The organism is Amycolatopsis sp. NPDC051758, assembly GCF_044453095.1.
Lineage (GTDB): Bacteria > Actinomycetota > Actinomycetes > Mycobacteriales > Pseudonocardiaceae > Amycolatopsis.
In genome coordinates this window covers 1-15022 of record NZ_JBITCJ010000017.1, presented here as the reverse complement: position 1 = coordinate 15022, position 15022 = coordinate 1, and the positions used below count along the sequence as shown (strand labels likewise).

The window sequence follows — 15022 nt, the reverse complement described above, 5'->3', positions numbered from 1 at the left end:
CCGCCATGGCCCGGACCCCTCTGCGCAGCGACCTCATCGAGGAGATCACCACCCGCGTGCTCGACGGGCGGTTCGCCGCCGGCGCCCGCGTCAACGAGGTCCACCTGGCCCGCGAGCTGGGGGTCAGCCGGACGCCGCTGCGGGAGGCGCTGATCGGGCTCGCCGACCGTGGCCTGCTCGTCTCCGCGCCGGGCCGCGGGTTCCTGGTGCCGCCGTTCGACCCGGACGAGGCGCGCCGGCTCTACCCGCTGGTGGCCGAACTCGAGGCTCTCGCGCTGCGCTGGACGTCGCCGCTGGAGCTGGCCGGCCTGCCGGACGCGCTCGACGCCGTCGCCGACGAGATGGCGGAGACGCTGGAGCGGGGCGGCGATCTGTCCGAAGTGGACGACCGGTGGCACGCGCTGCTGCTGTCCCGCTGCCCGAACCCGCACCTGCTGCGGCTGATCGGGCAGACCAAGCCGCTGCTCAAGCGGTACGAATCGTGCTACTTCGGCGGTGCCGCGCGCGCCGGGGAGAGCATCGGCGAGCACCGCCGGATCGCCGCGGCGCTGCGGGACGGCGACCTGCCGGCCGCGTCCGCGGTGCTCGTCCGCAACTGGGTGAAAGCGCTGGCGTACCTGGGGAAGGACGAAAGATGATCATCGCGCACCTGAGCGACCTGCACCTCGACGGCGAAGCACGCGCGGAAGAACGTGTTGCTGCCGTGATGGGCTATCTGGCCGGACTGGCCGTCGACGCGGTCGTCGTCACCGGCGACATCGCCGACCACGGCGCGGCCGCGGAGTACGCGCGCGCCGCCGAGCTGCTGAAGCACCCGGCGCCGGTGCTGGTGTGCCCGGGCAACCACGACGTCCGCGCGGAGTTCCGCGCCGGCTTGCTCGGGCTGCCGCCGTCCGACGAGCCGATCGACCTCGCGCAGGAGGTCGGCGGTGTGCTGTTCGCGATGTGCGACTCGACGATTCCCGGCCGCGGCGCGGGTTTCCTCGCCGACGAGACGATCGAGTGGCTCGACGGAGTCCTTTCCGGGGGTGACGGCCCGGCGTTCGTCGCGTTCCACCACCCGCCGGTGGCGGTCGGCATGCCGCTGGTCGACGCGATCCGGCAGTCGGGCGAGGAGCGGCTGGCTTCGGTGCTGCGCCGCCATCCCCGCGTGGCGGCGCTGCTGGCCGGGCACGTGCACACCGGCGCGTCGACGACGTTCGCCGGTGTGCCGCTGCGCATCGCCCCCGGCGTGGTTTCGAGCTCACTGCTGCCGGTCGAGCCGGGCGGCGGCCGCGGCTGGGACGAAGGCGGAGCGCTGGACCACGACTGGCCGCCGTCGCTGCTGCTGCACGTCCTGCACGACGACGGCCGGGTCACCACGCACCACCGCGTCGTCAGCCGGTGAACACCGGCAGCGTGATCCGCGACGGCCGCGCCGCGTCGTGGAAGATCTCGAACCGGTTCGGCTTGCCGTCCACCGCTTCGGTGATCGGCTCCCCGGTCCCGTGGTTGCGCGCGAAGCGGGGGAACGCGCCGCCCGCGACCTGGATCCGCAGCCGGTGGCCGCGGCGGAAGCGGTAGGCCGTCGGGTCGAGCGTGATCTCCGCCGGCACCACGCCGTCCGCGTCGGCCGCCGGGAAGCCCGGCCGCAGCCGGAGGATGCCGTCGGTGACGTTGCGGGACACGCCGCTCGTGTCGACATCGCAGAGCCGGACGTAGACGTCGGCGTGCCCGAGCTCGGTGCGCACGTGCACGGTCGCGGACACCTCGCCGATGACGTCCAGCTCCGACGGCAGCGGCTCGCCGGTGAACACCAGCACGTCCGGCCGCGCTTCGACTTCCTGGTTGTCCTTCTGCTTCCAGTCGCCGGTCAGCAGCGGGCCGCCGACCGCCGGGGTCGGGTCCGCCGGGTCGTAGGTGAACGTCGTCGGCAGCGCCTCGCCGCCGACGCTCTCGCCGAGCCCGCCGATCGGCCGCAGGTGGGACGCGGTCGCCGTCGCGGGCGGCGGCCACGACTCGAAGTCCAGCCAGGTGCCGGCGCCCTGCAGGAACAGCCGGACCGGCGCGCGCTGCAGCTGCGTGCGGTCGCCGAGCAGGTGGGCGCGCAGGAAGCCGAGCTGGTCCTGGATCATCGGGCGCATGCTCGCCGGCTCGCCGTGCGCCCACGGGCCGATGGTGAGGCGGGGCTGCTTGCCCGCCTCGGCGAGCCGCCGGAAGTCCTTCAGCTGCGAGCCGATGAACAGGTCGTACCAGCCGGTGACCATCGACACCGGCACGTCGAGCTGCTCGACTTCGGCGCTGTGGTCGGACATGGCCCAGTAGGCGTCGTCCGGCACGAAGTGCTCGGTGATGTCCTGGAGGAACTGCACCGGCTTCCCGATCGCGGCGACGTCGGCGCGGCTCAGCGGCAGGAACGACATCGCCTTCCGCGTCTTGCGCTTCTGCAGCGGGTTCGGGAGCGCGGCGAAGCGTTCTTCCTGCCGGCCGATCATCGCCGACCACGACACCATGTTGTCCGCCGCGAGCACCCCGCCCGGGTAGAACGTCGAGACGAACTCCGACGCCGTCACGCCGAGGCACATCGCTTTGAGGGGCGGGTCGAGGTACGGCCCGACCGCCCACTGCGTGTGCCCGAGGTAGCTGGCGCCCGCCATCCCGAGCTGCCCGTCGCACCACGGCTGCGCGCGCAGCCACTCGGCGGTGGCGACGCCGTCTTCGCGCTCGAGGTGGAACGGCCGGAACTCGCCGCCGGAGCCGAACGAGCCGCGGGTGCTCTGGATGACCGTCTGCAGGCCGTGCCGGGCGAACGTGTCGCCGAAGAGCTTCGAAAGCAGGCCCTTGCGCCCGTACGGCGTGCGGATCAGCACCACCGGCGCGGACGTCGTGCCGGCCGGGGCGTACCGGTCGGCGAGCAGCGTGACGCCGTCGGGCATCGGCACCGGCAGGTCGCGGGTGATGACCGGTTTCGGGCCCTCGGCCGGGGGCAGCCCGAGCATCTTGTCGACAAGTCGGTCCAGCACGCGTGTCCGCCTTCCGAAGTGGAGTCGTACCTTCCGGATCGACGATACCGGCTGCTGAACGCGCCCGCCGCCCGCTAACTCAACCGGGCGAGGGTCTCCGGGCGCAGCAGCTTCGCGAGCTCCTCGGCGGGGAGCAAGCCCTTCTCGACCACGAGCTCGGCGACACCCCGCCCAGTCTCCAGGGCTTCCTTCGCGATCTCCGTCGCGGCCGCGTAGCCGATGGCCGGGTTCAGCGCGGTCACCAGGCCGATCGAATTCTCGACGTACCCGCGCAGGACGTCGACGTTCGCCGTGACCCCGGCGACGCACCGCTCGGCCAGCACCCGGCAGGCCGCGCCCAGGTGCGTGATGCTCTCCGACAGCGAGTGCAGGATGATCGGCTCGAACGCGTTGAGCTGCAGCTGCCCGGCCTCGGCGGCCATGGTCACGGTGACGTCGTTGCCGATCACCTCGAACGCGACCTGGTTGACCACCTCGGGGATCACCGGGTTGATCTTGCCGGGCATGATCGACGACCCGGCCTGCACCGGCGGCAGGTTGATCTCGTTGAGCCCGGCGCGCGGCCCGGACGACAGCAGCCGCAGGTCGTTGCAGCTCTTCGACAGCTTCACGGCGATCCGCTTGAGCACACCGGACAGGTGCACGAACGCGCCGCAGTCCTGGGTCGCCTCGACCAGGTCCGCGGCGGTGACGACCGGCAGGCCGGTGATCTCGCGCAGGTGGCGGCACGCGGCTTCGGCGTACCCCGGCGCGGCGTTGAGCCCGGTGCCGATCGCGGTCGCGCCGAGGTTGATCTCGTGCAGCAGCGCCACCGCTTCGGTCAGCCGCAGCCGGTCCTCGCCGAGCATCACCGCGTAGGTGCCGAACTCCTGGCCGAGCGTCATCGGCACGGCGTCCTGCAGCTGCGTGCGGCCCATCTTCAGCACGTCGTGGAACTCGACGGCCTTGGCCGCGAACGCCTGCTCCAGCACGATCATCGCGTCGGACAGCTCGTGCACGGCGATGATCGTCGCGACGTTCACCGCGGTCGGGTAGGCGTCGTTGGTGGACTGCCCGAGGTTGACGTGCTCGTTGGGGTGCACCACGTGGTAGTCGCCCTTGGCGTGCCCGAGCAGCTCGAGGGCCCGGTTGGCGATCACCTCGTTGGCGTTCATGTTGGTCGACGTCCCGGCGCCGCCCTGGATGACGTCGACGACGAACTCGCCGTGCAGCGCGCCTTCGCGGATTTCCCGGCAGGCCCGGCCGATGGCGTCCGCGATCTCGGGTTTCAGCAGGCCCAGCTCGGCGTTGGCGCGCGCCGCGGCCTCCTTGACCGAGGCCAGGGCCGCGATCAGGTGCGGGTAGGCGGCGATCGTGGTGCCGGTGATCGGGAAGTTCTCGCGGGCCCGTGCGGTGTGCACACCCCAGTACGCGCCGGCGGGGACGTCCTTGTCGCCCAGCAGGTCGTGTTCGCGGCGAATGGTCATCACAGGCTCCCTGCTGTAGCGGCCAGTTTTCCGGTGACACGCAGGTTTTCCGGGCCGCCGGGCACGGTCACCCCGCACAGCTGCAGCGCGGCGGCCAGCACCGGCAGGCGCGCCCGGTCACCGCCGTCGGCGATCTTGAACGCGATCGCCGTGCCGTCCGGCAGCGCGGCGACCTGGACGGCCTCGAAGCCGTCCTTCGCGATCAGCCCGGGCACCGCGCGCATGACGGCGGTGACGTCGCGGCGGCTGCCGCCGACCAGGTCCGGGTGCGCGCGGATGCCCTCGGCCACCAGGTGGTCCGGGGTGCCGGGCGCGGCGGTGGCGATCTTCGACACGGCCGTGGCGAGCCCGCGCAACGTCGTCGCGAACAGCGGCGCGCCGCAGCCGTCCACCGCGACCCGCGCGACGGGCCGGCCGGTCAGGTCTTCGAAGGTGGCGGCGATCGCGCGCTGCAGCGGGTGGGCCGGGTCGAGGTAGCCGTCCGGGCGCCAGCCGTTCAGGTCGCACGTCGCGAGCATCGCCGCGTGCTTGCCGGAGCAGTTGTGCGCCAGCCGGCTCGGGGCCTGGCCGGTGGCGAGCCAGCGGTCGCGCTCGACCGGGTCGTACGGGAAGTCCGCCGGGTTGCCGAGCACGTCCGGCGAGCGCCCGTCGAGCACCGCCGACGCCGCGTCGAGGTGCATCGGCTCGCCGGAGTGGCTGGCCGCCGCGATCGCGAACCCGGCGGGGGAGAGGCGCAGCCCGAGCCGCGCCATCGCCGTGGCCTGCAGCGGTTTCGCCGTCGACCGCGGGTACATCGGGGCGTCCGGGTCACCCGCCGCGAAGCGCGTGGTGCCGTCCGGGGCGAGCACGATCGCGGAGCCGTGGTGGACACCTTCGACCAGCCCGTCGCGCACCAGCTCGACCAGGGGTTCGTGGTTCACACGCCCTCCTCGTCGAACGCGCGCATGTCGATCCGCTTGCGCACCACGAACCAGCCCACGACCAGCGCGACGAGGATCGCGGGCAGCGCCAGGAGGGTGATCCGGCCGGTCTCGTCGAAGCCCATCAGCACCACGACGGCGGCGAGGAACACCAGCGTCGCGATCTCGGTGTACGGCGAGAACGGCAGCCGGAACGAGGGCCGCTCGAAACCGTCGCGCTTCGCCTTGCGCACGAACAGCAGGTGGCAGAGCACGATGATGGCCCAGGTGGCGAGGATGCCGATCGCGGCGAAGTTCAGCACGATGTCGAAGGCGTCCTTCGGCACCAGGTAGTTGAGCCCGACGCCGAGCACGCAGACGGCCGCGGTGAGCAGGATCCCGCCGTAGGGCACGTGGTTGCGGTTCATCACGCCGGTGAACTTCGGCGCCGAGCCGGCCATCGCCATCGAACGCAGGATCCGGCCGGTGGAGTAGAGGCCGGAGTTCAGGCTGGACAGCGCCGCGGTGAGCACGACCAGGTTCATCACGCTGTCCGCGGCCGGCACGCCCAGGTGCGAGAGCACGGTGACGAACGGGCTCTGGTCCTTGGTGTAGGAGCTCCACGGCAGCAGCATCGCCAGCAGCACGACCGAGCCGACGTAGAACACCGCGATGCGCCACATGATGGAGTTGATCGCCTTCGGCATGATCTTCTCCGGGTTCTCGGTCTCGCCCGCGGCGACGCCGACCAGCTCGACCGAGGCGTAGGCGAACACCACGCCCTGCACGATCATGACCATCGGCAGCAGCCCGGCCGGGAAGATCCCGCCGTGGTCGGTGATCAGCTGCGGCCCGCCGGCGACGCCGTCGATCGGCGTCTGCGTGGCCAGCAGCACGATGCCGATCACCATGAACAGCACGAGCGCGGCGACCTTGACGATGGCGAACCAGAACTCCATCTCGCCGAACAGCTTCACCGAGACCAGGTTCAGCGTCAGCACGACGGCCAGCGCGATCAGCGCGAGCACCCACTGCGGGATCGGCGTGAAGAACGACCAGAAGTGCGCGTAGAGCGCGATCGCCGTGATGTCGGCGATGCCGGTCGTCGACCAGTTCAGGAAGTGCATCCAGCCGGCGACGTACGCGCCCTTCTCACCCATGAACTCACGCGCGTAGGAGACGAAGGCGCCGCTGGAGGGCCGGTACAGGATCAGCTCGCCGAGCGCGCGGACGACGAAGAAGGCGAAGAGCCCGCAGACGGCGTAGACGATCGCCAGCGCCGGCCCGGCTTGGGCGAGCCGCCCGCCGGCGCCGAGGAACAGCCCGGTGCCGATGGCGCCGCCGATCGCGATCATGTTCACGTGCCGGGGCTTCAGGGCCTTGTGGTAGCCGGCGTCACCGGCGTCCACGGACTGGGTGAGGGTCTGTTCGGTCACTGGTCCCCGTTCACGATGCTGGTGAGCGTGTTTTCGACGTGCGTGAGGTGCGCGGTCATCGCGGCGACGGCTTCCGCTTCGGAGCCGCTCTCGATCGCCGTGACGATCTCCCGGTGCTCGGCGTTCGACTGCGTGCGCCGGCCGCCGAGCTGGTTGAGGAAGGCGGACTGGCGGGCCAGCGCGTCGCGGATCTCCTCGATCACCTTCCCGAAGACGGGGTTGCCCGAGGCCTGGGCGATGGTGATGTGGAAGAGCGAGTCGAGCGCGACCCAGGCGGTGTTGTCGGTCTCGGCGTCCATCCGGTCGAGCAGGTGGGCGAGCAGGTCGAGGTGGTCCTGGTCGCGTCTCAGTGCGGCATAACCGGCGACCGGGATCTCGACGTGGCGCCGCACCTCGATGAGGTCGCGGGCGGAGTAGGGCCCGAAGGTGGGGTTGTCGGCGGGCCCGGTGGCGGTGACGAACGTGCCCTTGCCGGTCTTGGACTCGGTCATGCCGAGGGCTTGAAGGCCGCGCAGAGCTTCCCGGACGACCGACCGGCTGACCTCGAACTCCCTGCTCAGGGCGGCTTCGGACGGCAGCTTGCCGCCGACGGCGTACTCGCCGTTTTCGATCAGCCGCCGCAGGTGGGCCAGCACGGCTTCCATGGCGCTGATCCGCCGGGGACCACCTTGTCCGGCTGTCTGGCTGTCAGACAGGTTCATCCGGCTGATGCTCGGTGCCGGGAGCGGCGGTGTCAACGCGAGCCCGGGCGGCTGTGGTCCACCTCACCGGACGTCATGAACGACTCGTTCATGACGTCCGGCGCTATGAACGAGTCGTTCATGGCATCGGCCGAGCCTTCTTCGACCCCTCCCGTGAGCGCCAACTCCCAAGCGGACCGGAGACCACCCGGACGCAACGGCGCGAACCCGCTCCACGACCCCTTCCCGTGACCGTCCGGCAGCGGCGCGTGGCGGTGATCATCACCGCCCGAAGAGGGGGCGCGTCGCAACGGCGGAACGGCTCCCGCGAGGAGCAGAATCGACCGCGGGCAGCACGTTCGAGGACTGTCGGTGCCACGGGTTAGGGTGAGGGACCCGGGCGCAGCCGGTCCCATTCACCTAGGGGAGGTTTTCGCTGGTGTCGAACGATTCCTTCGTCCACCTGCACGTCCACACCGAGTACTCGATGCTCGACGGTGCGGCGAAGATCGCTCCCCTCTTCGCGGAAGCGGCGCGCCTCGGCATGCCCGCGGTCGGCATGACCGACCACGGCAACATGTACGGCGGCGACGAGTTCTACCAGCAGTCGAAGAAGCACGGCCTCAAGCCGATCATCGGCATCGAGGCCTACGTCGCGCCGGAGAGCCGGTTCCACAAGAAGCCGGTCTTCTGGGGCCAGTCGAACCAGCGCGGCTCCGACGAACTGGGTGAGGGCGGCGACGTCTCGGGCGCCGGTGCGTACACCCACATGACGATGCTCGCGCAGAACGCCACCGGCCTGCGGAACCTCTTCAAGCTGTCCTCGCTGGCCAGCATGCAGGGTTACTACCGCAAGCCCCGGATGGACCGCGAGCTGATCTCGGAGAACCACTCGGGGATCATCGCGACCACCGGCTGCCCGTCGGGCGAGGTGCAGACCCGGCTGCGGCTGGGCCAGAAGGAAGCGGCGATCCAGGCCGCGTCCGACTACAAGGACATCTTCGGCGCGGACAACTTCTTCCTCGAGCTGATGGACCACGGCCTGCCGATCGAGCGGTCGGTCCGCGAGGGCCTCCTCGAGGTCGGCCGGCTCCTCGACCTCAAGCCGATCGCGACGAACGACTCGCACTACGTCACCAAGGACCAGGCGGACACGCACTCCGCGCTGCTGTGCGTCCAGGCCGGCAAGACCCTCAACGACCCGACCCGGTTCAAGTTCGACGGGGACGGTTACTACCTCAAGGCCGCCGCCGAGATGCGCGAGTACTGGGACAAGGAGGTCCCCGGCGCGGCCGACAACACGCTGCTGATCGCCGAGCGCGTCGAGTCCTACGAAGACGTCTACGCGCACAAGGACCGGCTGCCGTTCTTCGAGGTGCCGGAAGGCTACGACCAGGGCGGCTGGCTGCGCGAAGAGGTCGCGAAGGGCCTGGCGTGGCGTTTCCCGGGCGGTCCGCCCGAGGGGTACGACGAGCGGATCGAGAAGGAGCTCGACGTCATCATCGGGAAGGGCTTCCCGGCCTACTTCCTGATCGTCGCCGACCTCATCAGCTACGCCCGCAAGGTCGGCATCCGCGTCGGCCCCGGCCGTGGTTCCGCCGCCGGCTCGCTCGTCGCGTACGTCCTCGGCATCACCAACCTGGACCCGATCCCGCAGAAGCTGCTGTTCGAGCGGTTCCTGAACCCCGAGCGCGTCTCGATGCCCGATATCGACATCGACTTCGACGACCGCCGGCGCGGCGAAATGATCCGGTACGCCACGGACAAGTACGGCGCGGACAAGGTCGCCCAGGTCATCACCTTCGGCACCATCAAGACCAAGGCGGCGATCAAGGACTCCGCGAGGGTCCACTTCGGCCAGCCGGGGTACGCGATCGCGGACAAGATCTCCAAGGCGCTGCCGCCGCCGATCATGGCGAAGGACATCCCGCTCTCGGGCATCGTCGACTCGAAGCACGAGCGCTACGGCGAAGCCGCCGAGGTCCGCGCGCTCGTCGAGACCGACGAAGAGTGCAAGACGATCTTCGAGACCGCCCGCGGCCTCGAGGGCCTGATCCGCAACGCGGGTGTGCACGCCTGCGCGGTCATCATGTCGTGCGACCCGCTGACCGACGCGATCCCGCTCTGGCAGCGTGACGACGGCTCGATCATCACCGGCTGGGACTACCCGTCGTGCGAGGCCATCGGCCTGCTGAAGATGGACTTCCTGGGCCTGCGGAACCTGACGGTCATCGGCGACGCGATCGACAACATCAAGGCCAACCGCGGGATCGACATCGACCTCGACACCCTGGGCGTCGAGGACCCGGAGACCTACAAGCTGCTCGCCCGCGGCGACACGCTCGGCGTGTTCCAGCTGGACGGCGGGCCCATGCGCGACCTGCTGCGCCGCATGGAGCCCACGGTGTTCGACGACATCGTCGCGGTCGGCGCGCTCTACCGCCCCGGCCCGATGGGCATGAACGCGCACAACGACTACGCCGACCGGAAGAACAACCGGCAGAAGGTCAAGCCGATCCACCCGGAGCTCGACGAGCCGCTGCGGGAGATCCTGGCCGACACCTACGGCCTGATCGTGTACCAAGAGCAGATCATGCACATCGGCCAGAAGGTGGCCGGCTACACGATGGGTCGCGCGGACGTGCTCCGCCGCGCGATGGGCAAGAAGAAGAAGGAAGTCCTCGACCTCGAGTACGAGGGCTTCGAGGCCGGGATGAAGGCCAGCGACCTGGTCCCGGGCGGGTTCTCCGCCGAGGCCGTCAAGGCGCTCTGGGACACGATCCTCCCGTTCGCCGGCTACGCGTTCAACAAGAGCCACGCGGCCGCGTACGGCCTGGTCTCCTACTGGACGGCGTACCTCAAGGCGAACTTCACCCCCGAGTACATGGCCGCCCTGCTCACCTCGGTCGGTGACAACAAGGACAAGTCGGCGGTCTACCTGTCCGAGTGCCGCCGGCTCGGCATCAAGGTGCTGCCGCCGGACGTCAACGAGTCGGCCCTGCGGTTCGCGGCCGTCGGGGAAGACATCCGCTTCGGCATGGGTGCCGTCCGCAACGTCGGCGCGAACGTCGTCGAGTCGGTCATCAAGACCCGCGAGGAGAAGGGCAAGTACGCCTCCTTCACCGACTTCCTCGACAAGTCCGAGCTCGTGGCCTGCAACAAGCGGGTCATCGAGTCGCTGATCAAGGCGGGCGGGTTCGACTCGCTCGGCCACACGCGGCTCTCGATGATCCAGGTCCACGAAGACGCGGTCGAAGCCGTCGTCCCGCTCAAGCGCCAGGAGGCGATGGGCCAGTTCGACCTGTTCGGCTTCGGCGGGGACGACGACGAAGCGGCGCCCTCGTCGTCGCCGCTCGCGCACCTGAAGTTCGGTGAGGAGGAGTACCCGCGCAAGCAGCTGCTCGCCTACGAGCGCGAGATGCTCGGCCTGTACGTCTCCGCGCACCCGCTGGACGGTGCCGAGCGGATCCTGCGCAAGCACGCCCCGAAACCGATCGCCGGCATCCTCGCCGACCCGCCCCGGGAGGGCGAGATCGTCATCTCCGGGCTGATCACCGCGCTCGAGCGGCGGGTCAACAAGAAGGGCGAGCCCTGGGCGATCTGCACGGTCGAGGACATGGACGCGTCCCTCGAGGTGCTCTTCTTCCCGAAGTCGTACGCACTGTTCTCGAGCGAGCTGATCGAGGACAACGCGGTGCTGGTCAAGGGCCGGATCAACTGGCGCGAAGACAAGATGTCCGTCTTCGGCGGCGGCCTCGCGACGCTGGACCTGTCCGAAGTCGGCACGGGCAACGGCGACGACGAGCCACCCCTGATGCTGCTGGCGGCGGCGGAGAAGATCGACCAGTCGGTGGTGAGCGAGCTGCGGTCCACGCTGCTCGCCCACAAGGGTGAAACCCCGGTGCACCTCAAGCTGGTGGGCCGGAACCAGACGGTGTTCGCGCTCTACGACTACCCGGTGAAGGTCAGCTCGATGCTGATCGGCGAGCTCAAGGGCATCCGCGGGATCACGGCAAGTACGTAGGTTCACCGCGAAACGGGCGGGACCGCGGGCGCACAACGCGCGCGGATCCCGCCCTTCGTGTTTCCTGGGCAGGATGACTTCGTACGAACCCGATCCTCGCCGCTGGAAGGCGCTCGCCGTCTCGCTCACGGCCGGGTTCATGGGCCTGCTCGACGTCAGCATCGTCAACGTCGCGCTGCCGTCGATGCAGTCCGGCCTGCACGCGAGCAGTGGCGGGATCCGCTGGGTCGTCTCCGGGTACGCGCTGGCGTTCGGGCTGGTCCTGGTCACCGGCGGCCGCCTCGGGGACGCGTTCGGCCGCCGGACCATGTTCCTCGGCGCCCTCGCCGCGTTCGTCGCCACCAGCGCGCTGGCGGGCGCGGCGCCGAACGAGACGATGCTGGTGCTCGCGCGGCTCGCCCAGGGGGTGGCGGCGGGCATGCTCACCCCGCAGAACACCGGGCTGATCCAGGACCTCTTCCGCGGCGCCGAGCGCGGCCGCGCGTTCGGGATGTTCGGCGCCGTGGTCGGGATCTCGACGGCGGTCGGGCCCATCCTGGGCGGCGTGATCCTCGCCGTCTTCGGCGGCGAAGACGGCTGGCGCTGGGTGTTCTACGTGAACGTCCCCATCGGCGTCCTCGCGTTCGGGCTGGCCCTGCGGCTGCTGCCCCGCAGCGAAAAACGGCACCTGCGGATCCGGGACGAGATCGACTTCGTCGGGATCGTCCTGCTCGCGGTCGCGGTGCTCGGCGTGCTGCTCCCGGTGGTCGAGTCCGACCAGGGCGGGCTCGTGCGGCTGTGGTGGCTGTTCCCCATCGCGCTCGTCTTCGGGACGGCTTTTGTGCGCTGGGAGCACCGGGTGGTCCGGCACGGCCGGTCACCGCTGCTGGACACCCGGCTGTTCACCGGCACCCCGGGGTACGCCGTCGGAGCGTCGGTCGGCGCGCTCTACTTCTGCGGGTTCGCCGGGATCTGGCTGGTTTTCGCGATGTTCTTCCAACAGGGTCTCGGTTACTCACCGTTGCAATCCGGGTTGTCGGTTACGCCGTTCGCGCTCGGCTCGGCGGTGTCCGCGGCGATTGCCGGGCGACTGGTGCCGCGCTTCGGGCGCAAGCTCACCGTCACCGGGCTGGCGCTCGTCGCCCTCGGCCTGCTGGCGGTCGCGCTGATCGCCGAGCTGGTCCCGCCGGCCGCGGCGGGCTGGGCGTTCGCGCTCCCGCTGCTGGTCGCGGGGGTGGGCGGCGGGATGGTGATCTCGCCGAACACGACGTTGACGCTGGAATGCGTGCCGGTCCGGATGGCCGGCGTCGCGGGTGGCGCTTTGCAGACCGGACAGCGGATCGGCACGGCGATCGGCACCGCCGTGCTGGCGTCGGTGTTCGGTGCGGTGGTCGGTGCGGCGAGCGGATATCCGACGGCGCTCACCGTCGCGCTCAGCTGCGCGGCCCTCCTGACGTGCGGCGCACTGGCGCTGGCCGTCGCCGAGCTCCGGGCGCGGCGCCACCGTGAGCAGGCTTCCGAACAGGAACGCGAAGCCCGGGAGGCGCACACCTCCGCAGCGGACGTCCAACGGGGCTGAGAAACTACTGTCCGCAGATTTGCGATGCTCCATCCGAGTGACGAGCACGGAAAGACACTGGTGCTACGCAGAGCAACCGGGTAGATCTTATGGAGCCTTCACTGCGCGGCTTCGGCTACCGACAGTGGCGATCGGTCGGCCACCCGGGGATGGGGTGACCGGCTTGAGCGATCGAGGCGTCCGGAGTTTGCGGGAATGGACACACTCGGTCACCTTCCGTCCAGTGAATGTCGGCGTCCGCGGGGGACCGTCCGGCATTCGCGGAAGGGCTGCCCATCGGTGCCCGCCGGCGCGTGACGGCGGCGGGCGGGCCCGGGTGAGGGGGAACCGGGCCCGTCCGTCTTCACCCCCGGCTCGTGTCGCACTCGCCTGTTCCGCGGTGATCATGCTGGGATGAACGCGTTCGTCCGAGGCAGACGCGGGGAGTCCCGATGACCGAGCAGCCGTTGCGGCCGGGAAGCCGGCTCCGGATGTGGTACCGGCCCATGCGGTCGCGCGACCGCAGTGAGCACCACCGCGTCGCGACGCCGCTGGAGCTGTTGTTCGACCTGTGTTTTGTGGTCGCCGTCGGCCAGGCCGCCGCCCAGCTGCACCACGCGCTCGCCGAGGGGCACGTCGGCCACGGCGTGTTCTCGTTCGTGCTGGTGTTCTTCGGGATCTGGTGGGGCTGGCTGAACTTCAGCTGGTTCGCTTCGGCGTTCGACACCGACGACGTCCCGTACCGGCTGGTCACGCTGGTGCAGATCGCCGGCGGCCTGACCGTGGCGGCCGGGGTGGAGCGCGCCTTCGAGGGCGACTTCCGCGTGATGGTCGCCGGCTACGTCCTGATGCGGCTCGCGATGGTCGTGCAGTGGCTGCGAGCCGCGCGGTCGGATCACGGCTGCCGCCCGGCGGCCCTGCGCTACGCCGCCGGGATCGCCGTCTGCCAGGTGCTGTGGGTGGGCTACCTGTGGCTGCCGCACGGTCTGCAGCCCGTCGCGTTCTTCGTGTTCGCGATCCTGGAGATGGCCGTCCCGGTCTGGGCGGAGAGCCGGGCGGGGACCACGTGGCACCCGCACCACATCGCCGAGCGGTACGGCCTGTTCACCCTGATCGTGCTCGGCGAGGTGATCCTCAGTGCGACGAACGCGATCAAGGAGGGCGCCGCGGAGCCGGGGCACATCGGCGCCCTGATCTCGCTGGCCGCGGCCGCGCTGGTGCTGGTGTTCTCGATGTGGTGGTTGTACTTCGACCGGCCGGGGCACGCGCGGCTCGTCCGGCGGCCGACCATGTTCACGTCGATGAGCTGGGGGTACGGCCACTACTTCATCTTCGCGTCCGCCGCGGCCGTCGGCGCGGGCCTCGAGGTGGCGGTCGCCTACGACACCCACACGTTGCACGGCCTCGGGGGCGTGGGCGCGGCGATGGCGACCACGCTGCCGGTGGCGGTCTTCCTGCTGAGCGTGTGGCTGCTGCACATCGGCCCGACCAACGAGTGCCGCCCGATCGCCATCGGCTTCCCGGTCACGGCGGTGCTCGTCGTCGTCGCGTCGTTCGTGCCGGCCCCGATCCACGTCGCCGCCGGGCTGGTGGCCGCGCTCGTCGTCCTGACGGTCGTCGCGACCCACGGCGAGCCCCAGCCGTAGCGCGCCGGATCGGTGCAGGTCAGCGGCCTGGCGCGAAAAAAGGGACCCCCCTGTGCGAGGCCGTTTCGGGGCATGTAAAGTTCTCCAAGTCGCCAGGGAAACCGGGCGGCCGCCGGGGCCACGAACCAAGCTCCCACGAAGGTGGTAGAGTGGGTGGTCCTGAACCGAGGTGGTAGCCTCGGAACAAAGCTTGAAACAAACATCGAGGATCTCAGTCGCGGATAACGCGGGTAGATTCAGAGTGTGTTGCTTGAGAACTCAACAGTGTGCTAGTGAACTAAGCCAGTAGAGCTTATTTTATGAACCTCGTATGAGGTTCCTTTGAGAGCAGT

The 15022-nt window shown here is 70.1% G+C and carries 10 protein-coding genes; 5 read left to right on the top strand and 5 right to left on the bottom strand.

Annotation, left to right across the window (positions count from 1 at the left end):
* Positions 1 to 5 precede the first annotated feature (5 nt).
* Together ACIA5G_RS48035 and ACIA5G_RS48030 are read left to right on the top strand one after the other, a co-directional pair.
* Positions 6 to 638 carry a GntR family transcriptional regulator gene (locus tag ACIA5G_RS48035; protein ID WP_395936185.1) on the top strand — a complete coding sequence of 211 codons (633 nt, stop codon included), beginning with the start codon at positions 6 to 8 and terminating at the stop codon, positions 636 to 638.
* Entirely contained in the window at positions 635 to 1387 is a 753-nt protein-coding gene (locus ACIA5G_RS48030) for a metallophosphoesterase (protein ID WP_395936183.1), read from the top strand. Before ACIA5G_RS48035 ends, ACIA5G_RS48030 begins: the two co-directional genes overlap by 4 nt.
* Here the strand turns inward: ACIA5G_RS48030 and ACIA5G_RS48025 are convergent.
* The 5 genes from ACIA5G_RS48025 to ACIA5G_RS48005 form a co-directional block, all read right to left on the bottom strand.
* Positions 1377 to 3002 (bottom strand): CocE/NonD family hydrolase, encoded by a 1626-nt coding sequence (locus tag ACIA5G_RS48025; protein WP_395936181.1) that lies wholly within the window; start codon positions 3000 to 3002, stop codon positions 1377 to 1379. The genes ACIA5G_RS48030 and ACIA5G_RS48025 overlap by 11 nt on opposite strands.
* A gap of 74 nt (positions 3003 to 3076) precedes the next feature.
* Positions 3077 to 4468 (bottom strand): aspartate ammonia-lyase, encoded by a 1392-nt coding sequence (locus ACIA5G_RS48020; protein ID WP_395936179.1) that lies wholly within the window; start codon positions 4466 to 4468, stop codon positions 3077 to 3079.
* A complete protein-coding gene (locus tag ACIA5G_RS48015) occupies positions 4468 to 5388 on the bottom strand; it encodes an asparaginase (protein WP_395936177.1) in 921 nt (306 codons plus the stop codon). Before ACIA5G_RS48015 ends, ACIA5G_RS48020 begins: the two co-directional genes overlap by 1 nt.
* A complete protein-coding gene (locus ACIA5G_RS48010; RefSeq protein ID WP_395936175.1) occupies positions 5385 to 6803 on the bottom strand; it encodes an amino acid permease in 1419 nt (472 codons plus the stop codon). Before ACIA5G_RS48010 ends, ACIA5G_RS48015 begins: the two co-directional genes overlap by 4 nt.
* Positions 6800 to 7447, bottom strand: a complete 648-nt coding sequence (locus tag ACIA5G_RS48005; protein WP_395936477.1) for a FadR/GntR family transcriptional regulator — start codon at positions 7445 to 7447, stop codon at positions 6800 to 6802. Before ACIA5G_RS48005 ends, ACIA5G_RS48010 begins: the two co-directional genes overlap by 4 nt.
* A 475-nt stretch (positions 7448 to 7922) precedes the next feature.
* Here ACIA5G_RS48005 and dnaE point away from each other — a divergent pair, with 475 nt between their 5' ends.
* The 3 genes from dnaE to ACIA5G_RS47990 all read left to right on the top strand — a co-directional run bounded on the left by dnaE (position 7923) and on the right by ACIA5G_RS47990 (position 14690).
* Entirely contained in the window at positions 7923 to 11507 is a 3585-nt protein-coding gene (dnaE, locus tag ACIA5G_RS48000) for a DNA polymerase III subunit alpha (protein WP_395936173.1), read from the top strand.
* Between the two features lie 73 nt (positions 11508 to 11580).
* Positions 11581 to 13065 (top strand): MFS transporter, encoded by a 1485-nt coding sequence (locus ACIA5G_RS47995; RefSeq protein ID WP_395936171.1) that lies wholly within the window; start codon positions 11581 to 11583, stop codon positions 13063 to 13065.
* 431 nt (positions 13066 to 13496) lie between these two features.
* Positions 13497 to 14690: a low temperature requirement protein A gene (locus ACIA5G_RS47990; RefSeq protein WP_395936169.1), complete on the top strand. Its 1194-nt coding sequence runs from the start codon at positions 13497 to 13499 to the stop codon at positions 14688 to 14690.
* The last annotated feature ends 332 nt before the right edge of the window (positions 14691 to 15022 follow it).